This is a genomic window from Schumannella soli, from assembly GCF_006517435.1.
Taxonomy (GTDB): domain Bacteria; phylum Actinomycetota; class Actinomycetes; order Actinomycetales; family Microbacteriaceae; genus Schumannella; species Schumannella soli.
Genome location: NZ_VHQG01000001.1, coordinates 446,683 through 470,035, shown reverse-complemented (window position 1 = coordinate 470,035; position 23,353 = coordinate 446,683). Strand labels below are relative to the sequence as shown.

The following is a 23,353-nucleotide window of genomic DNA, read 5'->3' as shown; positions in this document are numbered from 1 at the left end:
GAGCCGGATCTCGGTAGCGGGTCAGCCGGCGGCGTGGGCGGTCGGCATCGCCTCGGCCTCCACGTGGTGACGTCGTTCGAGGGCGGCGCCCTCGACATCGACATCGGGCACGATGCGGTCGAGCCAGCGCGGGAACCACCACGCCGCCCGGCCGAGCAGGTGCATGAGCGCCGGCATGAGCAGCAGGCGCACGACGAAGGCGTCGAGCAGCACGCCGAAGGCGAGTCCGAATCCGAGTGAGCGGATGATGGTCGACTCCGAGCCGATGAAGCCCGAGAACACGGCGACCATGATGATGCCGGCCGCGATCACGACGCTGCGGCCGGCGCGGAAGCCCTGGGCGACCGCGAGCCGGGCCGGGCTGCCGTGCACGTAGGCCTCGCGCATCCCCGACGACAGGAAGAGCTGGTAGTCCATCGCCAGGCCGAAGAGGATGCCGACCAGGATCACCGGCAGGAAGCTGAGGATCGGGCCGGGCGTCACGTGGAACAGGTCGCTCAGCCAGCCCCACTGGAACACGGCGACGATCGCGCCGTAGTTCGCGAGCAGCGACAGCACGAAGCCGCCGGTGGCGATGATCGGCACGAGCAGCGAGCGGAACACGCCGATCATGATGATCAGCGACAGCCCGATGACGACCACGAGATAGATCGGCAGCACCGCGCCGAGGCTCTCGGAGATGTCGATGTTGCTCGCAGCCTGCCCGGCCACCCCGAGGTCGCCGGTGCCGATCGGGTCGAGCCCGCGCAGCTCGCGCACGAGCTTCTCGGTCGAGACGGCGTTCGGTCCGTGGTCGGGCAGCACCTGGAAGGCGCCGAGCCGGCCGTCGTCGGAGACCGCGATGGGCGCGACCGCGGCGACATCGTCGACCTTCGCCAGTGCCTCGGCGATCTGCAGCTGCGAGTCGAGCTGCTCGCTGTCGTCCTGGTCGGCGGGCAGGTCGGCGGTCACCAGCAGGGCGCTGTTCGCGCCGGCGCCGAACTGCTTCGCCTGCGTGTCGAAGGCGACGCGCGCGGCCGATCCGGCGGGCTCCGATCCGCCGTCGGGCAGTCCGAGGCGCATCGAGAACGAGGGGATGGCGATCACGAGCAGCGCGGCGACGGCCAGCACCGCGGTCACCACCGCGCGCAGGGTCGACATCGGCTTCACGCCGGCATCGGCGCGACGACGCTCGCTCGAGGCGGCGAGCTGACGGCGGCCGCGTCGGCCGAGCACGCGGGTTCCGGCGAGGCCGAGCAGCGCCGGGGTGAGTGAGATCGCGATGAGCACGGCGATGACGACGGCGATCGCGCCGGCGGTGCCCATCAGTCCGAGGAACGGGATGCCCGTGATGTTGAGAGCGAGCAGTGCGACGACGACCGTGGAGCCGGCGAAGACGACCGCGTTGCCGGCGGTGCCGTTCGCGAGTCCGATCGACTCGCGCACCTCGGCGCCCTCGAGCAGCTGGCGACGGTGCCGGTTGATGATGAACAGGGCGTAGTCGATGCCGACCGCGAGCCCGAGCATGACGCCGAGCACCGGCGTGACCGAAGCCATCTGCACCACGCCCGAGAAGGCGAGCGTGCCCAGGGAGGCGATCGCGACGCCCGCGATCGCGGTCACGATCGGGAAGCTCGCGGCCAGCAGCGACCCGAGCATCACGATGAGCACAATCGCGGCGATCACGACGCCGATCGCCTCACCGAGGCCGAGGATCTGCGGCACGCCCTGAGAGATCTCGGTCGAGTACGAGACGGTGACGCCGTCGATCTTCTTCGCATCGAAGTGCTTCACCACGGCCTGCTTGGCGGTCTCGGGCAGCTCGAGTCGGGGCAGCGTGAACGACACGGTGGCGACGGCGGCCGACCCGTCGGACGCGACCTGGCGGATGCCGTCGGCCAGCTCGAGCAGGTGGGCGCCGTCGTCGAGCTGCTTCTGCTGCGCCGTCAGCTCGGCCGCGCCCTCGTCGAGCTCCTTCTGCTTCGCGTCGAGCGCCGTCGTGGGCAGTCCGGCCGCGGTGAGCTGCGCCTTCGCGGCGTCGAGCTGGGCCTGGCCCTGCTCGAGCTGGGTGCGCGCCGCATCCAGCTGCGCTGACCCGTCGTCGACCTGCTTCTGGCGGTCGGCGCGCTGGGCTTCGGTCGCGAAGGGGTCGACGACCGAGTTGACGTCGGGGAGGCCGTCGGCGTCGGCGATGCGCGCGGAGATCTGCTTCTGCTGCTCGGCCGTGAGCGCAGAGCCGTCGTCGGTGGCGAACACCACCGATCCGGAGGCGCCGCTGAAGTCGGGCAGCTTCTTCTGCAGCTGCTCGAGCACGGCGCCGGAGCGCGTGCCGGGGATGTCGAAGCTCGAGCTGAGGCCGCGGAAGCCGAGGGCGAAGCCGCCGCCGACGATCGCGACGATGACGATCCAGGCCAGGATCACGGTCTTCGCGCGGCGGGCGCTGAAGACGCCCAGCCGGTAGAGCAGTTCGGCCAACGTCGGTCCTCTCGGGTGCGGACGCGAGGCGTCCGGGTGCTGCGGTGGGGGATGCGCGGGGCATCGGTCGGCGACGGTGGCGACGCGTCAACAATACGCAACGTCTCGATTCGTGCGCACTACCCTGTGCGGGTGACCGCCGAGCCCGTCGAGACCCGCCGCGGCGGTCGGGTGCGCAGCGAGAACGCCCGGCTCGCCATCCTGGATGCCACCGCGAGCGAGTTCGCGCGGCGCGGCTACGAGCACCTCACGATCGAGGGGATCGCGGCCGCCGCGGGCGTGGGCAAGCAGACCATCTACCGGTGGTGGCGCTCGAAGGGCGATCTCGTCGCCGAGGCCGTGCTCGAAGACCGGCTGCTCGGCGAGCGCTTCCACATCCCCGACACCGGCGATCTGCGCGCCGACCTCGCCACCTGGCTCGGCGAGGTGTTCGGCATGCTCGCCGGGCCCGAGGGCGAAGGACTGCTGCGCTCCCTCATCGCGGCGGCGGCCGACAACGCCGACATCGGGCGACGGCTGCGCGAGCGCATCGCCGGGGAGGGTGCGGGCTCCGGGGAGGCGTCGGTCACCGACCGGCTGCGTTCCGCCGTGGCGGCGGGGGAGCTCGCGACCTCGGCGCCGGTCGCCGAGATCGCCGAACTGCTCGTCGGAGCGGTCATCCTGCGCGCGCTCAGCCGCACCGGAGGCGACCGCGAGGCGGTCTCGAGGCTGGTCGCCGCGATCGTCGGCTGACTCGAGCGCCGCCGCGCCGATGTCGCAGGTCGATGCGACGATCGACCGGTGGGGGACGAGCAGCGGCCGCGGCGTCCGCTTCTGCAGATCTCGCGGATCTATGCCGAGGAGGCGGCGGCGAATTCGCCGCGCGGTCGCGAGATCATCGATCGCTGGCCCGACGCCGACCTGGTGGGTGTCGACAGCCACTGGCGCATCCCCGAGCTGCATGGCGACGAGCGCAACGTGCGCCGCTGGGTGCGGATCAAATCGGAGGCGCTCGTGCTGGGCGAGAAGAAGTCGCTCACGGTGCGGCCGAACGGGCGCTCGGCCGATTTCATCGCCCCTTCGCACTCGAACGGGTGCGCGATGGCCTGCGCCTACTGCTACGTGCCGCGCCGCAAGGGATATTCGAACCCGATCACCGTCTTCACGAACATCGAGCGCATCCAGGCCGCGATCGCACGGCACGCGGCGAAGCTCGGACCGAAGACCGAACCGAACCAGTGCGACCCCGATCGCTGGGTCTATGACCTCGGCGAGAACGGCGACTGCAGTGCGGATGCGCTGATCAGCGACAACGTGCGCGATCTGGTCGAGCAGTTCCGCACACTGCCGAATGCGAAGGCGTCGTTCGCGACGAAGTTCGTCAACCGCGACCTGCTCGACTGGGATCCCGCGGGGTCGACGCGCATCCGCTTCTCGCTCATGCCGGCCGAGACCGCCAAGCTCGTCGACATCCGCACCTCGCCGATCCCCGAGCGCATCGCGGCCATCGCCGACTTCGCGGATGCCGGTTACGAGGTGCATCTGAACTTCAGCCCGGTCATCGTCGAGCCCGGCTGGCTCGAACGCTGGGCTGAGCTGCTGGATCAGATCGCGGAGGCGGTGCCGGCCCGGGTGCGCGACCGCCTCGCCGGCGAAGTCATCTTCCTGACCCACAACGAGCCGCTGCACGAGGTCAATCTCGGCTGGCACCCCCGCGCCGAGGAGCTGCTCTGGCGACCGGAGCTGCAGGAGCCGAAGATCTCGCAGAACGGTCAGACGAACGTGCGCTATCGCTGGCGCGACAAGCGGGTCTACGTCGCGGACTTCCTCGATCTGCTCGCTCGGAGGGCGCCCTGGCTCCGCGTGCGCTACGCCTTCTGACGTCCGCTAGACCGACGGGTAACTAGCCGAGCGAGGCAGTGTGCTCAGCCGTCCCTAGGATCGGCACCGTGTCTGATGATCGCGCGAGCTCCGGCTACTGGTACGGAGCGGATCGACGGCCGAGCAGCGTCGATGTGCTGAATCTGATGCGCCAGTACCGTCAGGCCGAGGCCGAGATGCGCCGCCGCACACGTGACTCGATGGGCATGGGCGAGACCGACCTCCTCGCGCTGCGCTACCTGCTGCGGGCCGAGCGCGAGGGGCGGTCGATGACGGCACGGGATCTCGGGCGCCTGCTCAGCATCAGCTCCGCGTCGACGACCGCACTCGTCGACCGGCTGGAGCGCGGCAATCACATCGCCCGCGCGCCGCATCCCACCGATCGGCGCATGCAGATCATCGTGCCGACCGTGGAGACCGACGCCGAGGTGCGGCAGACCTTGGGGCGCATGCACCAGCGGATGGTGCAGATCACCGATGAACTCGGCGACGGCGACCTGGAGGTCGTCGCACGCTTCCTCAGTGGCATGATCCACGCCGTCGCCGACACCGATGACCTGGATCGAGAGCTGCGCGACGTGGTACGGCAGATGAACGACGAGGACAGCGCTGGGAGCTCAGCTTCCGACTGACCCGGGCCTGGGCGTCATCCGACTCGCCCCTGGGCGCGGGATGGATGAGTTGTCGAGGTATCTGTCGGTACCCGATAATCCATTCATCCGGAGCGAGCGGAGAGGGTATGAGCGACACACTTCGAGACCCGCAGTCGGGCGACGAGACGTCGATCGACGTCGTCCGCGCGGCGGCGACAGCTGCCGTCGCCGTGGACGCCAATGCTCTGCTCCGTGCCTATGGGCAGTACCTGCGTCGCAACATCGCCGCCCCCGGACTCGGCGTCACCGATCAGGCCGCGCTCTCGTTCCTCTACGAACGGCGCCGGCAGGGGATTCCCGCGACCAGCACCGATGTGACGAACTACCTCGGCGTCTCATCGCCCTCGGGTGTCGCGATCATCGATCGCCTCGAGGCACGCGGCCTCGTCCGTCGCGAGCCGCACCCCGACGATGCTCGCAAGAAGCTCATCGTCCCGAACCAGGACGATGCCGACAGTCCGCTCGAGCATGCCGTCGCGAACGCGGTCAGTCGCATCCCGCTCGAGCACACCGACGCGGTCGCCCTCTTCCTGCGCGCCCTCGTCGATGAGCTGGATGTGATGGACGCCGAGCGAGATTCTTCTTCACCGATCAACTAGTTAGCCGAGCGAGAGACTTGACTAGTTCATCTAGCTAGTTTTAGAGTCGCGGTGTCGAAAGGACACCATGACTCTCACCGTCACCCGTCCCGCCGCCGAACCGGTCGCTCTGGCCGCGCACGTGAACCGGGTCGCTGAAACTCCGTCGCTCATCCCGACGCATCGCCGTCGTGACCGCGCCCTGCTCGCCACCGCGAGCTTCGCCGGCCTCGCTGCATTCGCCGCGTCCGCCGCCGGATTCGCTCTGGTGGTGGGCTGGTGACGCTCCTCGACGCGCCCTCGACCACGAGCGCCGCCACGCTGCGCTGGCACCGCGTCGACCCCACGCTCTGGGTCGCGACCACCGGGGTCGGAGCGACCTCCGCCCACGCCGGCCTCGTCCAGCGCATCGCGCGCGGCTTCGACGCCCGCGATGAGCTCAACCGCCCGCTCGGCGTCTTCATCAGCCACAACGCCGCGACGCAGGCCGTCGCATCCGTCCACTCGAAGAACGAAGCAGCATCATGAACGCCCGCCGCCCCTCCGCCGACCGCACCATGATGTGCGCCTTCGGCAACCTGTCGATCGCCGCTCTCCGGCTCGAAGCCCTCCGCGATCGCGCCGAACTCCTCGCCGGCAACACCGAGAACTTCCACGGCTGGAACCAGAAGGTCGGCCAGGTCATCGAGCTGTTCGAGCGCATCCAGCTGTCGATCATCGACGCCGACCACGTCGGCAACACGATCCCGGTTCAGCTCGGCAACGGCGCCCACGTCCCGGCCGACGCCGCCTACCTCGACCGACTCACCGAACGGCTGCTCAAGCTGCAGCAGATCGGCATCCTCCGCGGTTACGACGACACCGCCCACGCACTCGTCGGCCAGCCCCAGCCGGCGTCGATCAGCGCCGAGCCGCTCGCGGCCGCCAGCTGATCATCACCCCGCACGAAAGGACCCCCTTCCCATGAGCTTCATCGCCTTCCTCATCCTCGGTCTCATCGCCGGAGCCATCGCCAAGCTGATCCTGCCCGGCAAGCAGCCCGGCGGCATCCTGCTCACCCTCGTGCTCGGCGTCATCGGCGCGATGGTCGGCGGCTGGATCGCCGGCTTCTTCGACGCGAACGTCTACACCAGCTTCTTCTCGCTCAGCGCCTGGATCGCCGCGATCGTCGGCGCCATCGTCGTGCTGCTGGTCTACGGCCTCATCACCGGCCGCAAGGGCGCCCGCGCCTGATGACCGGATTCGACGCGGACAGCACGCTGCCGCCCACCGAGCCCATCGAACTCCACGAGCTCCTCGCGGCCGAGGCGGGTGCGACAGCAACCCGCTTCTGAGTGACACCGACGAGTCGACCGGCGTGCCTCTCGAGGGCGCCGGTCGAGTCGTGTCCCGGCGCCGCTGGCCGGCGACACCGGGACGAGCGCTGCATGACGCCCGAGCGGGAACGAGGCACGTGCCGCGCCGCCTGAGCTGGATTCTGGTGCGCGCGCGGGCGGAGTTCCAGGGCTTGACTCGGCGTCTCCACCGCGAGGTGCCCCGGCCCGCGCCTTCGCGCCGCCCGGCCATCCGCTGGGAGGCGACCGCACGCATCCGCTCGCCCCTCCGTGCCGCTCGTAGCGTCGCCCGCATGACGAACTGGGGCTACACGCTGATGACCGAGCAGAGCGGGCCGCGCGAGCTCGTGCGCTACGCGCAGGCCGCCGAGCAGGTGGGGTTCGACTTCGAGGTGTCGAGCGACCACTACTCGCCGTGGCTCACCGAGCAGGGGCACGCGCCCTACGCCTGGACCGTGCTCGGGGCCGTTGCGCAGGCGACCGAGCGCGTCGAGCTGATGACCTACGTCACCTGCCCGACCGTGCGCTACCACCCGGCGGTCGTCGCCCAGAAGTCGGCGACCCTGCAGCTGCTCGCCGAAGGGCGCTTCACGCTGGGACTCGGGTCGGGGGAGAACCTCAACGAGCACGTCGTCGGCGAGGGCTGGCCGGCGGTGGATGCGCGCCACGACATGCTCGAGGAGGCCCTCGAGATCATCCACGAGCTGCACTCCGGCGACCTCGTCACCTATGACGGGCAGTACTTCCGCGTCGACTCGGCGCGCATCTGGGACCTGCCCGACGACGGCGTGCCGATCGCCGTCGCGGTGTCGGGGCAGAAGTCGGTGGATGCCTTCGCCGACTTGGCCGACCACCTCATCCAGGTGCAGCCGGATGCCGACGTCGTGAACGCCTGGAAGAAAGGGCACGGCGACCCTGCCCGCGTGATCGGGCAGATCCCGATCTGCTGGGGCCCCGACAAGCAGAAGGCGATCGAGCAGGCGCACGCGCAGTTCCGCTGGTTCGGCGGCGGCTGGGCCGTCAACGCCGACCTGCCCACTCCGGCCGGCTTCGCCGCCGCATCCCAGTTCGTGCGCGAAGAGGATGTGGCCTCGGCGATCGCCTGCGGCCCCGACCTCGACGAGCTCGCCGAGAGCGTCCGCCCGTTCCTCGAGGCCGGGTTCACCGACCTCGCCTTCGTGCAGGTCGGCGACGAAGGACAGCAGCGCTTCCTCGACGAAGCCGCCGGCCCGCTGCTCGAGAAGCTGCGGAGCCTGTGATGGGGAAGCACGTCGCCGACGGCCGCCCTTCGAATGCTCCGGTCGAGCCGGCCGTGACCGACGATGGCGCGCTGGCCCCGACGAGCGACGCCGGCGGTGCGGGCACCGCGGCGGACGTCGAGGTGCCCGAGGATGAGCGGCCGCCGCAGACCCCCTCAGAGCGGCGCCCCGAATCGCTAGTGGACGGAAACCGGGTGGCGACCGCCGACGACATGGACTGACGCTGCGGTGGACGCGGGCGCGGGTCGCGCGCGCTCGCCGGGCGTCAGTCGGCGCCGGCCGTGCCTGCCTCGCGGGGTCGCGCCTCATGGTGTCGAGCCCCGTGCGTGCGGCGCTGCTCCTTCATCTCGGCCTCCGCGAGATGACGTCGACCGCCGACCAGCTGGTCGCGCGCGATCTGCTCCCACTGGCGGAACGCAGCCCGATAGCCGTCGTCGTAGTCCTCGACGATCTGGAACGTCCAGCGACCCTCGATGACGTTGCGGCCGACGAGTTCACGCTCGATCCCCTCGGCGAGCTCGACGTGGCCCGCCGCGCGCAGCTGCTCGACCGCGTCGCCCAGCGAGAGATCCGCCCGCCCGGTCAGCCGGTGGAAGGCGTAGAGCTGGCCCCGCGCCTGCTCGACGACCTCGAGAGCCTCGGAGAGCTTGCCGAGCGCGGCGATGGTCGCGTCATCCACACCGCTCGGCCGGAGGTGGGCTGCGTCGGGGCCGTCGTCGGCAGGGTTCTCGATGCTCATGAGTCGACGCTAGGCGCGCCCGTTCGGCACCGGCACCCCCTCGTGGTCGGCGGAAGCCGCGCGTAGCATCCGCCCATCACTCAGTCGCGCAGACCCTCCCGCTGGGCGACCGAGAGCGGATCACGGCGCAGCACCTCGATGAGGGCATCCGGATCATCGACCCGGCTCACGCTGCTCAGCCCCGATGCCGTTCGGACGATGTCGTGCACGTCGTCGCCGCCGAGCCGGTGCTCGCCGACGTCCGCGCGCCAGTGGCAGAGGAGGAGTTCGCCGTCGTCTGACAGCGCGTCGGACAGCTGCACGGCGACGCTCGTGAGTGAAGCCGCATCGAGGTAGTAGCCGATCTCGCTCAGCACGATGAGATCGAAGCGCCCGGCGGGCAGTCCCTCGGCCAGGTCGTGCTCGATCACCTCGACGTGCGGATGCCCGGCGACTGTCTCTAGCGCCCGCGCGACCGCCTCGGGAGCGATGTCGGTGGCGAGCACGGCATCCGCGCGTTCGGCGAGCTCGCGGGTGAGGGTTCCGAGAGCGCAGCCGAGCTCGAGCACGCGGCCGTAGCGGGGAGCCGTCAGCATCGCGAGCGTCAATGCCCGCTTGCGGCGTTCGTACCAGCGCGTCTCGAACCCCCACGGGTCGCGCTTGCGGTGGTACTTGTCGTCGAAGTACTCGCGGGCGACCGCTTCGCGCGGTGCCCCTGCCTTGTCGACCGTACTTTCGACCTCGATGAACACCTCGGCGCCGCGGTCGAAGTGCTCGAGCACGTGCGGTTCGAGCACGGCGCGGTCGGCGGGATCCGCCGACAGCGGGTCAGTCTGGGATCGGTGCTGAGTGATGGCGAGCCGCTTCGCCGCGCGGGTCTCGGGTGTCAGCTCGAGCGACCGCAGCGCCGCCGTCAGAAGAGCGTCGCCGGCCGGGTCCGCCCAGTGCCACGCCCAGATCGGGAACGCGAGGTGACGCGCGCCGTGACGCTGCGCGATCTGCTCGACGAGGTCGCCGACGACCCGGTGGTCGTGATGCCGGTCGCCCGACCAGACCGAGGCGACGAGCGGCAGCGCCGCCGCATCCAGCAGCCGGTCCAGCGCGGCGGTCAGCTCCGCCGTGCCGTTCTCCGCGGCCCCATCGGGAGCGCCGATCCACTCGACGCGCGAGCCGGGGGCGAGGATCGACAGCGCCGCCGCCGACTCCTCGCGGCGGCGAGCGCGGAGCTCGTCGCGCGTGGTGCTCGAGGATCCGGGATGACTGCTCTCGCCGTCGGTGACGATCACCACGTGCACGGGCATCGCCCGGTGCGCCGCCTCGAAGATGAGGCCGGCGCATCCCAGCGTCTCGTCGTCGGGATGCGCCGCGACGACGATGAGCTCGGTCGCGTCGTGCCAGGCGAGCGGCCGCGGCGGCGCTTCTCGGAACCGCTGCTCCCACTCCTCCGACGATGTTCCCGGCGCATGGATATCGAACCCGGTCATCGCGCCTCCGGTCCGCGCAGGATGCGACGCCCGAGTGAGGCCTGGTCGTTCTCGGCGTGATGCTGGCGCACGTAGAGCTGCAGGTCGGCGACGCGGCGGCTGTGCTCGTCGTCGAGAGCGAGCGGCGCGGGGCCGAGGGCGTGGCCGGCGCGCAGCAGCACCTCATCGACCGCGCGGGCGACGACGCCGCGGGCGCGGGCGGCGATCAGCGCGCCGCGCTCGCCGACGGCGCGACCGGCATCCACCTGCCGCGCGGCGTCGAGCAGCACCGCTCGCGCGGATTCGAGCGCCTCGTCGACCGCGCCGACCTGCATCTCGCGGATCGCGCCGGGATCGGGATGGCGGCGCGCAGCATCCGCGACCGACCGACCCAGTGCCACGGCGCCGCCGAACCAGCAGGCCGCGACACCGATCCCGCCCCAGCGGAAGCCGTCGCGGCGCAGGTACCAGCCCGGCTCGCCGACGGGCTCGGCCGGAGCATCGGTCAGCGTGAGCGGGCCGCTCGGGATGCCGGCGAGACCGCGTGCCCGCCAGCCGGAGTGGTCGGCGAGCGCGTGGTCGGGATCCAGCCGCACCGCGAACAGACGGCGCTCGCCGTCGTTGTCGGGGGCGGTGATCAGCGCGGCGTCGACCGTGCCGGCGAGGGAGCACCACGGCTTGACGCCGTCGAGCGTCCACGAGCCGTCGGCCGATCGGCTCGCCGCGACGGTGGCCCCCGGAGCTTCGGACGCGTAGACGCCCCAGGTGCGGCCGATCCCCTCGATACGGTCGAGATCCCAGCCGGCATCGCGCAGGATGCCGACGGCGTCGAGGTGCGGTTCGACTGCGCGCGCTGCCTCCAGATCCCGGGCGGCGAGCGTCGCGAGGGCGGACCAGAGCTCGGCCGTGCGGCCGGTGCCAGCTCGCGTGTCCTCGGCGGCGAGGCGGCGTGCGGTGTCGAGCGCGGTATCGACCGTCGACACGTCGGCGACCGCGGCCGCGCTCACGAGCGGCGGCGCTGGGGCTATCGCCTCCTCGGCCCCCTCGCCGATGTCGCCGGCGAGCAGTTCGACGTCGTCGAGCAGCACCGGCCTCATCCCGCTGCCTCCTCGAGATCGGGGTCATCGAGATGCGGTGACACCAGGGTCAGGTTCTCGAGTCCGGCCAGGTAGGCGGAATAACCGCGGGGCGCCCGCGCATCCCGGCGCCCCGAGGTCAGCACCTCGGCGTCCGCGGTCGCGACCACGCGAGCTCCGCGGCGCCGCGCCGCCTCGACCAGCTCCACATCCTCGCCGACGAGCAGGGGGTCGAAACCGCCGGTCGCCAGATAGGTCGACGCCCGCACTCCGAGATTCGCGCCGTGCACGTGACCGTTGGCGACGCCGGGCGTGTGCGTGGCGAGCCAGGCCGACCGCTGCCGCGGCGACAGCTCGTCGAACTCGGGCCGGACGGTGCCGACCACCACATCGGCCCCGGCGTCGGCGAGATCGAGCTGCGCGTCGAGCCAGCCGAACGGCACGACGCTGTCGGCGTCGGTCATCGCGATCCAGGTGGTGTGGCGCGGAGTCGGATCCCCGGTGAGGAGCAGACGCTCCACCCCGACGCGGCGTGCGAATCCGACGTTGCCGACCGCCACCTCGAGCACGTCCGCGCCGAGACCGCGGGCGAGCTCGGCGGTGTCGTCGCGGCAGAGATCGGCGACCAGCAGCAGGCGTGCATCCAGCCCCGGCCTGCGCGCCGACGCGAACGCGATCGCCGCGCGCACCGACCCCAGACAGCGCTCGACGCGGGCGGCTTCGTCACGCGCGGGGATGACGACGAGCGCAGTCCCCACCTCACTCACGAACAGGGTGTATGGAGGTCGGGAACGGCGAGCGCATCTTCCGACGCTAGAGCGAAGGCGACGGCGCGCCGAGGGGGTTGCGCACGGCGCCCGCCTGCGACAGTGCGGTCGAGGGGGCGTCGTGCGCTCGCGCTCGGATCACTCGATGTCGAGCGCGTCCTGTGCGGCTCCCGCCGCCTTCTCGACGATGTTCGGCAGCTCGGTCGTGCCGTAGAACCGGGAGTCCGGATGCGTCGGCGGCGGAGCCGGAACACCCGGCTCCGGCTCGGGCACGTAGCTGAACTCGCCCTTGCCGTCGGGCGTCGGCCCGGAGGCCCAGCGGCCGTCGCCCGCCTGCTGCCCGTCGGAGAAGTTGATGTACTGGTAGGCCACGTCGCGGTCCTCCTTGCCGAGCGGGAAGTTGCTCGGCACGGGGAGATCCTCGGCGCCCTCCTCGCGCAGCTCGGCGGCGGCGGCGATCCACTGGTTCTGGTGCATCGTGTCTCGGGCCAGCAGGAACGACAGCAGATCGCGCACGCCCGCGTCATCCGTCATGTGGTAGGGCCGGGCGACCTGCAGCCGTCCCTGCATCTCGGCGTTCGCGTTGGCGGTGAAGTCGGCGAGCAGGTTGCCCGACGCCGTCACGTAGGCGCCCGACCACGGGTTGCCGTTGCTGTCGACCGGGCGCGCACCGGCGCCCGCGACGATCGCCTGCTGAACGTCGGTGCCGCCCACGATCGCGGCGACGGTCGGATCGTTCTGCACCGCGTCGTCGCTCACGCCGAGCGGCGCCTTCTCGAGCAGCTGCGCGATCATCGTCGCCAGCATCTCGATGTGCCCGAACTCCTCGGCGCCGATGCCGTAGAGCAGGTCGCGGTACTTGCCGGGGATGTGGGCGTTCCAGGCCTGGAAGCCGTACTGCATCGCCACGGTGATCTCGCCGTACTGGCCGCCGAGCACCTCCTGCAGCTTGCGGGCGTAGACGGCGTCGGGCTTGTCGGGCTGCGCGCGATGCTGCAGCTCCTGTCGATGGAAGAACACGGGGACTCCTCTGCGGTCGGCCGCGCCGCCGGAGGTGACCACGCGGATGCGGCCCAGTGTCAGAAGCGATCGCGGTCCTGCCGAGGGGGTTGCGGTGACGGTCGCGACGAGCGGACAATCGCCGCGCGCGGGCACCGAACGGATGATCAGTCCTCGAACTCCGTGAGGACCGTCGCAAACTGGGCGTGCCCCGTCAACCCCTCGCCTCATCCGCTCGTCGGCTCGTACCGTGCTGGCATGACCGGAACGCTGAACCGACTGCGCGACGTGCTCCGCGATCGACAGATCGAGGTGTCGGCGGATCAGCTGCGCGCTCTGGACGAGGTCGACGGCCTCTTCGATCTGGTGAGCGACCCCGATGCCGAGCCGCATCTGGTCGTCGTGCCCGGCGGCACCTCGCTGATCGACGGTCAGGCGACGCCCGATTCGCTGACCGAGTGACGCGCGAGGCGTGAGCGCGAGGTCCGGCCCGCGTTTCGGGATCGAGGAGGAGTTCTTCCTGCTCGACCGCGACACCGGACGCGTCGTCGATGCCGGCGACATCGGGCACGGGGTCCTGACTCGCGGGGAGGCTCACGGGGAGTTCCTGCGCAGCCAGATCGAGTTCTCGACGTCGATCTGCAGCTCGCTCGACGACGCTCGCGTCCAGCTCGCGCAGCACCGGCGAGCCATCGCCGCCCGGGCGCGCGAGCGCGGACTCGTGCTCGCCTCCACCGGCACGCCGTTCCTCGCGAGCTCGACGGCCGAGGTCACCGCCGACCCGCGCTACGCCGGCATCGCCGCGGCGCACGCCACACTGCTCGACGACCATCAGGTCGCCGCGCTGCACGTGCACGTCGAGGTGCCCGACCTCGAGCAGCGCGTGCGGGTCGCGAACGCGCTGCGCGATTGGCTTCCCCTCCTCCGCGCGGCGACGGCGAACTCGCCGCTCTGGCGCGGCGCCGACAGCGGCTTCGCGAGCTGGCGGGCGATCCTGCTGCGGCGCTGGACCACGAGCGGATGCCCGCCCGTCTTCGCGGATGCCGACGATCAGCGCAATCGCACGGCGGCGCTCGTCGGGCTCGGCGGCTCGCGCGATGCCGCGACGCTCGCGTGGGATGTGCGGCTGTCGCCGCGCTATCCGACGGTCGAGCTCCGGGTCGCCGACGCCCAGCTCGCGCCCGCGGACTCGGTCGCACTCGCGGCTCTGACACGCGCGCTCGTGGCAGCTGCGGATGCGGGCGCCGACGCGGCTCGTGACGTCGCCGGGCATCCGACCGAGCTGCTCGAGGCCGGGTCGTGGCACTCAGCGCGCTTCGGGGTGCGCGGCGGCGTGGTGAGCGCGGTCTCCGGATCGCTGATCCCGTGGGAGGCGGCGGTCGAGCACCTGCGCGACCTGCTCGAGCTCGACTCTCAGCCGGGCGACCTCATCGCCGGGTGGCTCTCCGGCATCCGACTGCACGGCACCGGCGCCGATCGTCAGCGCGCCGCGTTCGCCGAGGGCGGCTGGCCTGCGGTCCGCGATCTGCTGGAGAGCAGCGTGGCTGGATAAGCGACCCGACCGATGCCGCGGAGCACATCGAGCGAGCGAAGCGGGCGCTGCACATCCCGAACGAGATCGTTCCGAAGCCGCCGCAGTGAACGGCGGTCACCAGCCCGGAGCGTTGATCGTGGCTCAGTGCCGGCGCGCGTCCCACGGCGTCTCGCCGGTCACGGCGTGGAACTCGCGCACGAAGGTGCGCATCGACGCGAAGCCCCAGCGTGTGGCCACAGAGCCGACCGCCTCCTGGCGCGGGCCGTCGAACTCCACGAGGTCCCGGCGCGCCGCCGAGACGCGAGCGCGACGCAGGTACTGCTGCGGTGTGCGCTCCGCGGGGGAGAACGCGACGAACAGCTCCGCCAGCTCGGCCGAGGCGACGCCCGCGGCCTGCGCCGCGTCGTCGATCGTGATCGGCAGCGAGACGTGGTCGTCGAGGAACGCCGCGGCGCGCTGGTAGCGGGTGCGGCGATCCGCCGCGGTTCGCGCTCGCCGCCGCGTCTCCTCCCGGGGACCGAAGGTCTCGAGCAGCGACACGCACAGCAGCCGGTGCAGGTCGGCCCGCACGAGGTCCGATTCGAAGGCGCGGGTGCGCGCCAGCGAGCTCGCGTAGCGGAGGGTCGTGCGGAAGTAGTCCTCCAGCTGCGGCGTCGCCGGGGTCAGTCGATCGAAGCGGACGCGGAATGCCGGATCGCCGAACATCGCGCGTCCCAGGCGCTCGAAGGGAGCGACGGGCAGGGCGATCGCCTGCTCGGCGGCGGTCGACACCCGCGAGGTCGCCCGCGTGCCGGGTGCCTGCAACCAGGGGGTCGCGCCGCCGCCGCGCGTCTCTCCCACCGACCAGTCGATCGCGCCGCGGGTCGTCACCGCGGCCACGATGTGCTCGGTGTCGGCGACCGTCGTCAGGTCTCCCACGAAGGCGAGCGACATGACGCGAAGGCGGTGGTCGCTGTGCGACTCGACCGAGTGACGCAGCCGGCCCGGGGAATCCAGACGCAGATCCTGCGAGAACTCGCGGATCATCGCCTCGGCGTCATGCGACGACGTCGACCGGTGCTTCAGATGGACAGTCGTCATCCATCCCATCGTGTCGGTCGAGGCCCGCCGCGCCCAGCGGGTAGCGAGAAGCGATCGCGTCGTGCTAGCGCGCTGTCAACCCCCGGGTCAGGGGACAGGATCGCGCCTAGCGTCGCCGGATGGATCAGCACGAGACGCCCATCCTCGACGCCGTGCGCGAGCACGCCGCGACCGGATGACGTCGCCTCAAAGGAACGAGGAGAGGGACATGGGACGAGCAGGAAGAGCGGCGCTCGCCGTCGCCGTCATCGGGGCGGCCGGCGCGGCGACGGCGTCTCTCGTCGTCCGGCGCGCCGGCGGCGATGACCGCGACGACGACGGGCGGACGCGCTGGAACCGGGTGACGATCCTCGGCGCCGAGGGGCTGTTCGAGGCGACGCAGCCGCCGTCGCCGCTCGACGAGCTCGGCGACGCCATCGAGTGGCGCGTCGACGTGGCTCCGGGCGACCGCGGCGTCGAGCTGGCGGCGCGCCCGAGCGCGGCGACGGCGACGGGCGACGACCGACGGCAATCGGGACCGTCGCGCGATGATGTGCATCGCGCTCTGCGCGAGGCCAAGCAGCTCATCGAGATCGGCGAGGTCACCCGGCGTGACCCCGCCCCCGAAGGGCATCGGCGGGCGACGCCCGCAGGAGCGGTCGTCGACGAGCTGAGTCGTCGCTCCGGAGGAAAGGGAGTGCTGTGAAAGCGATCACCTGGCAGGGCATCAACCGACTCGGCGTCGAGCGCGTCGACGACCCGAGCATCCTCAATGCCGGCGACGCGATCGTGCGGGTCACGGCGACCGTCACCTGCGGCTCCGATCTGCACCTCATCGGCGGATACGTTCCGGGCATGCGCGCCGGCGACGTGCTGGGCCACGAGTTCGCCGGCGAGATCGTCGAGGTCGGGCCGGGGGTGACGCGGCGCCGTGTCGGCGAGCGCGTCGTCGTGACCTCTTTCCTCGGCTGCGGGCGCTGCTGGTACTGCCGCACCGAGCAGTACTCGCTCTGCGACAACTCGAATCCGCATCCCGGCCTGGGCGAGGGGCTGTGGGGAGCGTCGACGGGCGGATGCTTCGGGTACAGCCAGATCACCGGCGGCTATGCGGGCAGTCACGCCGAGTACGTGCGCGTGCCCTTCGCCGACGTCGGGGCCTTCCCGATCCCCGATGAACTCAGCGACGAGGCCGCCGTCTTCGCCTCCGACGCCGTGCCGACCGGGTGGATGGGCGCCGACCAGGGCGGGGTGCAGCCGGGCGACGTCGTCGCCGTCTGGGGTGCTGGCGGCGTGGGGCAGATGGCGGCGCGGGCGAGTCTGCTGCTGGGCGCCGCGCGCGTGATCGTGATCGACCGCCTGCCGGAGCGCCTGCAGCAGGTGCGCGAGGTGATCGGCGCCGAGACGATCGACTACGGCACGACCGAGGTGCTCGCCGAGCTGCGCGAGCGGACCGGCGGGCGCGGGCCCGACGTGTCGATCGAGGCGGTGGGCATGGAGGCGCACAGCTTCCGGCCCGACTACCTCTACGACCAGGTGAAGGTGCAGCTGCGCCTGCAGACCGACCGGCCGACGGCGGTGCGCGAGGCGGTGCTCGCGACCCGCAAGGGCGGCACCGTCTTCGTGCTCGGCGTGTTCGGCGGCGTCGTCGACAAGTTCCCGCTCGGCGCGGTCATGAACAAGGCGCTCACGATCCGCTCCGGTCAGGTGATGGGGCAGCGGTACATCCCGATGCTGCTCGACCGCATGGCCGCGGGTGAGATCCCGACCGAGCACCTGGTGACCCACCGTCTCTCGCTCGATGACGGACCTCGCGGCTACGAGCTGTTCAAGACGAAGGGCGAGGGCTGCGTGCGCGCGGTGTTCCGGCCGTGAGCGCGCCCGTCGCCACCGCCCAGATCATTCTGCGCTCCCGGGCGGGCGTTGCGCGCATCGACCTCGACGTGGTCCCCGGCGTGCATCGCGTCGAGCTGGCGCATGTCAACTGCTACCTGCTGGTCGACGCCGACGGCGTGACGGTGGTGGATGCCGGCCTGCCGGCTGTCTGGCATCCGCTGCGCCGCGCTCTCGACGCGATCGGAGCGCGGACGGCTGACGTGCGCGCCCTGGTGCTGACCCATGCGCACTTCGACCACGTCGGAGCAGCCGAGCGGCTGGCGCGCAGCTTCGGAGTGCCGGTGCTCGCCCATCCCGGTGACCATGCGCTCGCCCGGTCGCCGTACCGTTACGCCCACGAGCGCCCGCGGTCGGCGTATCCGCTGCGCAGTCCGCGGGCGGTGCCGATCCTTGTCGACATGGTGCGCGCGGGCGCCCTGCACGTGCCGGGCGTGCGGCAGCTGCAGCCCATCGCGGACGGTCTCGAACTCGATCTGCCGGGCGGCCCGCGCGTGATCGCGACGCCGGGTCACACCTTCGGGCACTGCGCGCTGCACCTGCCGCAGGCGGATGCCGTGTTGACGGGCGATGCGCTCGTGACCCTCGATCCGTACACCGCGGGTGTCGGGCCGCGCATCGTCGCCGGGACGGCGACCGCGGATTCGGCGCTCGCGCTGCGCAGCCTGTCGGCGATCGCCGCGACGCGGGCGACGACGCTGCTGCCGGGGCACGGCGAGCCGTGGCGGGGCCGGGCCGAGGATGCGGTCGCGATCGCGCGTCGTGTCGGGCCGAGCTGATCTGCCGGGGTCGGAAGCAAGAAGCTGGGATGCCGGGGGCTGAGATGCCGGGAGACACGATGAGACTGCTCGCGCGCGGCGCCGTCGCCGGAGCGGCGGCGACGCTGCCGATGACGGCCGTGCTGCTCGTGGCGCAGCGCCGCGGGGCGCTCGAGGAGCCGCCGCCGTTCACGATCCTGCGCCGCGCTGACCGCTGTCAGCGCCGACGCCGGACCGGCACGGTGTCGGGGTCGATCGCGCGGCGCCGGCGCCGCGAGCGCGCCGGCCGCGCCGCGCGCCTGCACCTCGCCATCGGCGCCATCTCGGGGGCCGTGTACGGGCTGCTCGGCGGCACGACGCGCCCGAACCCGGCCAGCGCCGTCGCCCACGGCGTCGCCCACGGGCTCGGCGTCTGGCTGGCCGGCTATGCGGTGACCCTGCCCCTTGCAGGTCTGTACGCGCCGGCGTGGGCCGATCGTCCGCGCCGAGTGCGGTCCATCGTGGCGGCGCACCTCGTCTACGGCGCGGTGCTGGGGCTCGTCGCCCGGCGAAAGTGAGTCGCCCGCTGCCCCGAAGGTAGCCGTCCGCGATCCGCCCACCGGTCGCGAGGCTGACGGCTGCGGACAGCCGCGGGTCCGGCAACCCTGAGAAGCGATCTGTCATCCGAAGAGGGGCTTGACGACCGTGCGCTTGATGGCGCAAGTGTGCGCTTTCTGCAAGCCCTTGTCGACTCCGCCGGGGAACGGAATCGTGGTGACCAGCCCCGGGAGGCCGCGCACCGGGCGGCGTCCCTACTGGGAAGGGAGAAACCGTGGGCCGCATGAACTACAACAATCAGGTCATCGTCGACTTCGATGACCGCCTGCTCGCGCATATCCAACTCGCCATCGGCACGAAGGTGCGTCGGGGTGAGTCGTTCCACTTCACCTGGCGGGATGACGACAGCGTCGGCGACGGGCGCACGATCCTCTGGATCACGCCGAACGCCCCGGTCAGCTACAAGTTCTTCGGCGGCCGGGCGCCGACCATCAACGTCGAGTGGGTCGCCGCACTGCTGCGCTCGGCGAACTCGCCCGGCGGCATGCAGATCGTGCCTGAACCGGTGGCGGAGCACCAGGTCCACGCCGAGGAGCTGGCGCACCACTGAGCCGCTCTGCGTGGCTCCCGTGAGCTCGAGCGCGCCTCTCCTCGAGTTCAGAGCTCGTGGTCGACGAAGTACGCGATGTCCGGATCGAGGAGCGAACCGACGTCGAACGCCGCGCCAGCGGCGGGTGCCGCGTGAAGCTCGAGCCGCTCGAGCAGTGATTCGAGAGTCTGCTCGAGCTTCGCCACCTCGCCGTCGAGATGGTCGGAGTGCGCGAGCCGGGCGGCTCGAACCGCCTCGAGGCGCGCGCGCAGCTCGGTGACGTCGACATCCATGCCACCACGGTATGCGCCCGACCCCTCGGCGCACGAGGGGGTTGCGCGCGAGTCGAGGCCCGGGGCAGTCGGCGAGCCGCAACGAGGCGGCGCCGGGCGCAACCCCCTTGCGCCGATTCGCATCGCGTGCGCATTCTGGATTCCCACCGCGCATTCCGGCTCGAACGAGCGTGCGCACATCTCCACCAATGCGCACCGACTGGGAGGTCGCATGGGTTCGCTCAACTTCGAGGATGTCGAGATACCTGTCGACGACCGCGCGCTCGCCCATCTTCAGGTCGTCATCCTGTCGCGCCTGCGACGCGGGGAGGCCTTCGCCTTCTCGTGGAGGGGCGCCGACGACGAGGCGGCCGGCCGCGCCACCGTCTGGCTGCACCCGCACGCCAAGATCGTGTTCAGCTACATCGACGGCGATGCGCAGGGCATCAACCGGCACTGGGTGGATGCGCTGACCGAGGCGTCGTTCTCGAGTGGCGGGCTCCACCTGGTCCCCGAGCCGGAGGCGCCGGCGCGGCGCCGCTGAGCGGGGTCCGTCATCGGGCCATCACGTCGAAGCGCTTCCGCGCAACCCCCTGGGCAGAACGCACTGTCCACGATGTGCTGAGGGGAACGAAGGGACCCCCGACCCATGCGCATCACCCGAGCCGCCGTCGTCGGCGCCGCATCACTGACCGCGATCCTCCTTCTGGCCGGGTGCGGCTCCGGCGGCGGTGCATCGGCCTCGTTCGAGAAGAAGGTCTCGGGCACGCTCAACGCCTGGGCTTTCGACAGCGCCGACGACGTCGGCAAAGCTCGTCTCGATTATGCGAATGAGCAGCTCGAATCCGCCGGCGCGAAGGTCGAGCTCGACGCGACGACCTTCGACGCGCAGAAGTTCGCCACTCGCACCGCGAGCGGCAAGGTGCCCGACGTCGTGCAGATGAGCAGCCAGTCGGTCACGACCTACGCCGCGCAGGGGCTGATCATGCCGCTGAGCAAGTGCTACGACCTCTACGGCGTCGATCCGAGCGAGTACTTCTACAAGCAGGTCGCCGCGGATGTGTCGTGGGACGACGACGTCTGGGGCGTGCCGCAGTTCTACCAGCCGCCCGCCATCCTCGTCGATCGCACGGTGGCCGATGCCGCCGGCGTGAGCCTTGACGACCTCGACGTGTCGAAGGGCGACGACTTCATCGCCGCCGTCGCGAAGCTGACGCAGAAGCAGGGTGACGACCCCACGGTCATCGGCTTCGACCCGCAGGGCGTCGACAAGGCCGGCCTGTGGATGCTCGGTTTCGGCGGTCGGCTCGTCGACGATGACGGCAAGCCCGCGCTCGATGACGCGAAGAACGTGGAGGCGGTCGAGTTCCTGCAGAAGGTCTACGACGCCCAGGGCGGCTACGCGAAGGTGAAGAGCCTCATCGACAGCTTCGATCTGTTCGGCGACGGCAACCAGTTCGTGAAGCACCAGGTGGGTGCCGAGGTCTTCGACCAGTGGTACGTGAACGTGCTCTCGGGCTACCGCGACCAGATCTCGCTCGCGGCCGTGCCGTTCCGCGACCAGCAGGGCGAGCCCTTCGCCGTGGCGAGCGGCCAGGCCTTCGTGATCCCGGCGAAGGCGAAGAACCCCTCTGCGGCGTGCAAGTGGGTTCTCGACGTGACCAGCGCGAAGTCGTGGGATGCGGCGGCCGCCGCCCGTCAGAAGACGCTCGACGGCAAGCCCGGGGCGATCAACACCGGACTGTTCACCGGCGTGAAGTCGGTGGACGAGGCCATCCGCGAGAAGTACGTCGGCCAGAGTGGTGACGAGGCCTTCGAGCAGGTCATCTCGACCTACTACGACGTCGCCGCGAAGGGACGCTCCTTCGGGTCGTCGCCAGCGGGCGAGCGCATCCAGTCCGAGCTGAAGAGCGCCGTGACCTCGGCCCTCACCGGCGAGAAGAGCCCGAAGCAGGCGCTCGCGGACGCGCAGAAGGCGGCGCTCAGCGCCTACAACCGGGTCGCCGGCTGAGCAGGCTCGCGCGCCAGGGGCCTTGCCTCGCCCGCTCGAGGCGAGGCAAGGTGATTCGGCGACGCTGACAGCGGAGCCGCGCACCCGCGGGATCAGGCGTCGACCAGATCGGCTCCGGGTGGTCCGAGGAGGTGCAGCATGACCCTGATGCGCAGCGCGCTGACGACCTCGGACGTCGCCGAGGCCGATCGCCTGCTCGGCGCCGCCTACGCCGAGGGACTCGTCGTGGAGAACTCCGGCGGCTCGCCCTTCCGCTTCGAGCAGGTGGTCGCAGCCGACGAGAACCTGACCGTCTCCTCTTTCCGATTCGATGGTCACGTGGTCGCCTCGATGGATGCGGCCCGCAGTGTGCTGTTCACCGACATCCGCCGCGGCAGCTACGCCTGGGCGAGTCGGGGTTCTCGCGGCGATCAGAGGCGCCCCCTGCTGGTGCCGGCCGGTCACGAGCTGAGCGTCGACTTCGACACCGTGCGCTCCGTGATGGTGAGCGTCGATGCTCGGCTGGTCGCTCGCTGGATGTCGCGGTACGGAGGTCTTCCACCCTCGCCCGCGCTGCTGCATCGCGCGGTGGCGGGCTCCGACGCCGTGCGGCAGGCCATCCGGTTCTCCGGTGCTGTGATGCCCACGGAGAGCTTCGAGAGCGAACTGGTGCGGATGAACCTGATCGATCTGCTGCTCAGCATGACGGCGCACCATCTGCTGCCTGACGCTCCGACCGCTCAGCGGCGACCGGTGCCCGCCGCGCTCGAGCGAGCCGAGGAGTACCTGCGCTCGCATGCCGCGCAGCCGGTCTCTATCGCCGACGCAGCAGAAGCAGCTCGCCTGTCGGTGCGCGCCCTCCAGCAGCAGTTCCAGCGGTGGCTCGACATGTCTCCGGCGCAGTATCTGCGCAATGTCCGACTCGACGCGGCGCGGGCCGATCTCATCGCGGCGCGCAACGACGGGATCGACGCGCGCGTCGCGGAGATCGCTCGCCGGTGGGGATTCGCCCACGTCGGCCGTTTCGCCGGATACTACGGCGACGCCTACGGAGAGACGCCCGCCCAGACGCTCCGCGCTCGCGCGGCCCCGCTCGAGAGCGGGGCCGCGGACTGACGAGATGCCGTCGCGACGGTCAGGCTTCGGGACGCTCGGCGACCGCGATCGGGGTGCTCTGGCCCACGTACAGCAGCGCCGGGACGCGGCTGCCGTCGCCGTAGTTCACGGTCAGCCACCCGCCGCCGTCGGCGACCGCCTCCTCGATCTCGTCGGTGAGCTGATCGATCGTGCGGTCGGCGACGCTGTAGTGCTGGTTGCCGTAGAAGACATCGATGCGCTTCACGGTTCCTCCGATTCCCGGGGTTGGGAGGCTCACACGGTGCGCCTCGGACGCGATTTCGTCAACCCCCTGCAGATCGGCGTGCGCGACGACGTACCGTGTCGCCCCTCGCTCGGGCCGCCCTCGCTCACCTCGCGAGCAGTCACCCGCTGCACGACGGCGAGGGGAGAGAGCGATCCGGCTCGGTGAGCGCCAGCGCAAGCCCCTCGGCGGAATCGTCTGCG

29 protein-coding genes are annotated in these 23,353 nt (G+C 71.2%); 20 read left to right on the top strand and 9 right to left on the bottom strand.

Annotation, left to right across the window (positions count from 1 at the left end):
* Window positions 1–21: 21 nt before the first annotated feature.
* Window positions 22–2,454, bottom strand: coding sequence for an MMPL family transporter (locus FJ657_RS02275; protein WP_141162055.1), 2,433 nt, complete (start codon window positions 2,452–2,454; stop codon window positions 22–24).
* A gap of 132 nt (window positions 2,455–2,586) precedes the next feature.
* On the opposite strand from FJ657_RS02275, the gene FJ657_RS02270 reads away from it, so the two are divergent.
* From FJ657_RS02270 to FJ657_RS02225, 10 genes are all read left to right on the top strand, one after another.
* Window positions 2,587–3,186, top strand: a complete 600-nt coding sequence (locus FJ657_RS02270) for a TetR/AcrR family transcriptional regulator (protein ID WP_255447087.1) — start codon at window positions 2,587–2,589, stop codon at window positions 3,184–3,186.
* Window positions 3,187–3,234: 48 nt separating this feature from the next.
* The gene (locus FJ657_RS02265; RefSeq protein ID WP_141162053.1) at window positions 3,235–4,314 is read left to right on the top strand and encodes a spore photoproduct lyase family protein; all 1,080 of its coding nucleotides are present in this window, start codon (window positions 3,235–3,237) and stop codon (window positions 4,312–4,314) included.
* 68 nt (window positions 4,315–4,382) lie between these two features.
* A complete protein-coding gene (locus FJ657_RS02260) occupies window positions 4,383–4,946 on the top strand; it encodes a MarR family winged helix-turn-helix transcriptional regulator (RefSeq protein WP_255447086.1) in 564 nt (187 codons plus the stop codon).
* 107 nt (window positions 4,947–5,053) lie between these two features.
* Window positions 5,054–5,566 carry a MarR family winged helix-turn-helix transcriptional regulator gene (locus FJ657_RS02255; RefSeq protein ID WP_181408831.1) on the top strand — a complete coding sequence of 171 codons (513 nt, stop codon included), beginning with the start codon at window positions 5,054–5,056 and terminating at the stop codon, window positions 5,564–5,566.
* A 67-nt stretch (window positions 5,567–5,633) separates the two neighbouring features.
* Window positions 5,634–5,828, top strand: coding sequence for a hypothetical protein (locus FJ657_RS02250; RefSeq protein ID WP_141162051.1), 195 nt, complete (start codon window positions 5,634–5,636; stop codon window positions 5,826–5,828).
* Entirely contained in the window at window positions 5,825–6,073 is a 249-nt protein-coding gene (locus FJ657_RS02245; protein ID WP_141162050.1) for a hypothetical protein, read from the top strand. The genes FJ657_RS02250 and FJ657_RS02245 overlap by 4 nt, the downstream gene beginning before the upstream one ends.
* Window positions 6,070–6,477 (top strand): hypothetical protein, encoded by a 408-nt coding sequence (locus tag FJ657_RS02240; protein ID WP_141162049.1) that lies wholly within the window; start codon window positions 6,070–6,072, stop codon window positions 6,475–6,477. The genes FJ657_RS02245 and FJ657_RS02240 overlap by 4 nt, the downstream gene beginning before the upstream one ends.
* Window positions 6,478–6,508: 31 nt before the next feature.
* Window positions 6,509–6,778 (top strand): GlsB/YeaQ/YmgE family stress response membrane protein, encoded by a 270-nt coding sequence (locus FJ657_RS02235; protein WP_141162048.1) that lies wholly within the window; start codon window positions 6,509–6,511, stop codon window positions 6,776–6,778.
* Between the two features lie 394 nt (window positions 6,779–7,172).
* Entirely contained in the window at window positions 7,173–8,138 is a 966-nt protein-coding gene (locus FJ657_RS02230; protein WP_141162047.1) for an LLM class F420-dependent oxidoreductase, read from the top strand.
* A complete protein-coding gene (locus tag FJ657_RS02225; protein WP_141162046.1) occupies window positions 8,138–8,359 on the top strand; it encodes a hypothetical protein in 222 nt (73 codons plus the stop codon). The genes FJ657_RS02230 and FJ657_RS02225 overlap by 1 nt, the downstream gene beginning before the upstream one ends.
* Window positions 8,360–8,403: 44 nt before the next feature.
* On the opposite strand, the gene FJ657_RS02220 is transcribed toward FJ657_RS02225, so the two are convergent.
* The 5 genes from FJ657_RS02220 to FJ657_RS02200 all read right to left on the bottom strand — a co-directional run bounded on the left by FJ657_RS02220 (window position 8,404) and on the right by FJ657_RS02200 (window position 13,182).
* The gene (locus FJ657_RS02220) at window positions 8,404–8,877 is read right to left on the bottom strand and encodes a hypothetical protein (RefSeq protein ID WP_141162045.1); all 474 of its coding nucleotides are present in this window, start codon (window positions 8,875–8,877) and stop codon (window positions 8,404–8,406) included.
* Window positions 8,878–8,957: 80 nt separating this feature from the next.
* Window positions 8,958–10,340 carry a bifunctional PIG-L family deacetylase/class I SAM-dependent methyltransferase gene (locus FJ657_RS02215; RefSeq protein WP_141162044.1) on the bottom strand — a complete coding sequence of 461 codons (1,383 nt, stop codon included), beginning with the start codon at window positions 10,338–10,340 and terminating at the stop codon, window positions 8,958–8,960.
* Window positions 10,337–11,416 carry an acyl-CoA dehydrogenase family protein gene (locus FJ657_RS02210; RefSeq protein ID WP_255447085.1) on the bottom strand — a complete coding sequence of 360 codons (1,080 nt, stop codon included), beginning with the start codon at window positions 11,414–11,416 and terminating at the stop codon, window positions 10,337–10,339. Before FJ657_RS02210 ends, FJ657_RS02215 begins: the two co-directional genes overlap by 4 nt.
* Entirely contained in the window at window positions 11,413–12,162 is a 750-nt protein-coding gene (locus FJ657_RS02205) for a glycosyltransferase family 2 protein (RefSeq protein WP_255447084.1), read from the bottom strand. Before FJ657_RS02205 ends, FJ657_RS02210 begins: the two co-directional genes overlap by 4 nt.
* A 138-nt stretch (window positions 12,163–12,300) precedes the next feature.
* Entirely contained in the window at window positions 12,301–13,182 is an 882-nt protein-coding gene (locus tag FJ657_RS02200; RefSeq protein ID WP_141162043.1) for a manganese catalase, read from the bottom strand.
* A 237-nt stretch (window positions 13,183–13,419) separates the two neighbouring features.
* Between FJ657_RS02200 and FJ657_RS02195 the strand changes: the two genes are divergently transcribed.
* On the top strand, window positions 13,420–13,623 hold the full coding sequence (locus FJ657_RS02195; protein WP_141162042.1) for a hypothetical protein: 204 nt from the start codon (window positions 13,420–13,422) through the stop codon (window positions 13,621–13,623).
* Between the two features lie 10 nt (window positions 13,624–13,633).
* Window positions 13,634–14,713 (top strand): carboxylate-amine ligase, encoded by a 1,080-nt coding sequence (locus FJ657_RS02190; protein ID WP_141162041.1) that lies wholly within the window; start codon window positions 13,634–13,636, stop codon window positions 14,711–14,713.
* Window positions 14,714–14,836: 123 nt separating this feature from the next.
* On the opposite strand, the gene FJ657_RS02185 is transcribed toward FJ657_RS02190, so the two are convergent.
* Complete coding sequence (locus FJ657_RS02185; RefSeq protein WP_181408830.1) at window positions 14,837–15,775, bottom strand: helix-turn-helix domain-containing protein; 939 nt, start codon at window positions 15,773–15,775, stop codon at window positions 14,837–14,839.
* Between the two features lie 208 nt (window positions 15,776–15,983).
* Between FJ657_RS02185 and FJ657_RS02180 the strand changes: the two genes are divergently transcribed.
* The 5 genes from FJ657_RS02180 to FJ657_RS02160 all read left to right on the top strand — a co-directional run bounded on the left by FJ657_RS02180 (window position 15,984) and on the right by FJ657_RS02160 (window position 19,549).
* The gene (locus tag FJ657_RS02180; RefSeq protein ID WP_141162039.1) at window positions 15,984–16,460 is read left to right on the top strand and encodes a hypothetical protein; all 477 of its coding nucleotides are present in this window, start codon (window positions 15,984–15,986) and stop codon (window positions 16,458–16,460) included.
* Window positions 16,457–17,626 carry a zinc-dependent alcohol dehydrogenase gene (locus FJ657_RS02175; RefSeq protein WP_141162038.1) on the top strand — a complete coding sequence of 390 codons (1,170 nt, stop codon included), beginning with the start codon at window positions 16,457–16,459 and terminating at the stop codon, window positions 17,624–17,626. The genes FJ657_RS02180 and FJ657_RS02175 overlap by 4 nt, the downstream gene beginning before the upstream one ends.
* On the top strand, window positions 17,623–18,423 hold the full coding sequence (locus tag FJ657_RS02170; protein WP_369407392.1) for an MBL fold metallo-hydrolase: 801 nt from the start codon (window positions 17,623–17,625) through the stop codon (window positions 18,421–18,423). The genes FJ657_RS02175 and FJ657_RS02170 overlap by 4 nt, the downstream gene beginning before the upstream one ends.
* Before the next feature lie 59 nt (window positions 18,424–18,482).
* On the top strand, window positions 18,483–18,959 hold the full coding sequence (locus FJ657_RS02165) for a hypothetical protein (RefSeq protein WP_141162037.1): 477 nt from the start codon (window positions 18,483–18,485) through the stop codon (window positions 18,957–18,959).
* Between the two features lie 263 nt (window positions 18,960–19,222).
* Complete coding sequence (locus FJ657_RS02160; protein ID WP_369407391.1) at window positions 19,223–19,549, top strand: DUF7882 family protein; 327 nt, start codon at window positions 19,223–19,225, stop codon at window positions 19,547–19,549.
* Between the two features lie 47 nt (window positions 19,550–19,596).
* On the opposite strand, the gene FJ657_RS02155 is transcribed toward FJ657_RS02160, so the two are convergent.
* On the bottom strand, window positions 19,597–19,821 hold the full coding sequence (locus FJ657_RS02155; RefSeq protein WP_141162035.1) for a hypothetical protein: 225 nt from the start codon (window positions 19,819–19,821) through the stop codon (window positions 19,597–19,599).
* Between the two features lie 211 nt (window positions 19,822–20,032).
* Here FJ657_RS02155 and FJ657_RS02150 point away from each other — a divergent pair, with 211 nt between their 5' ends.
* The 3 genes from FJ657_RS02150 to FJ657_RS02140 all read left to right on the top strand — a co-directional run bounded on the left by FJ657_RS02150 (window position 20,033) and on the right by FJ657_RS02140 (window position 22,906).
* Entirely contained in the window at window positions 20,033–20,344 is a 312-nt protein-coding gene (locus FJ657_RS02150) for a DUF7882 family protein (RefSeq protein WP_141162034.1), read from the top strand.
* 105 nt (window positions 20,345–20,449) lie between these two features.
* On the top strand, window positions 20,450–21,811 hold the full coding sequence (locus tag FJ657_RS02145) for an ABC transporter substrate-binding protein (RefSeq protein WP_141162033.1): 1,362 nt from the start codon (window positions 20,450–20,452) through the stop codon (window positions 21,809–21,811).
* A gap of 138 nt (window positions 21,812–21,949) precedes the next feature.
* The gene (locus tag FJ657_RS02140; protein ID WP_141162032.1) at window positions 21,950–22,906 is read left to right on the top strand and encodes a helix-turn-helix transcriptional regulator; all 957 of its coding nucleotides are present in this window, start codon (window positions 21,950–21,952) and stop codon (window positions 22,904–22,906) included.
* Between the two features lie 19 nt (window positions 22,907–22,925).
* Here the strand turns inward: FJ657_RS02140 and FJ657_RS02135 are convergent, their stop codons facing one another.
* Complete coding sequence (locus FJ657_RS02135) at window positions 22,926–23,132, bottom strand: hypothetical protein (protein ID WP_141162031.1); 207 nt, start codon at window positions 23,130–23,132, stop codon at window positions 22,926–22,928.
* Window positions 23,133–23,353 lie beyond the last annotated feature (221 nt).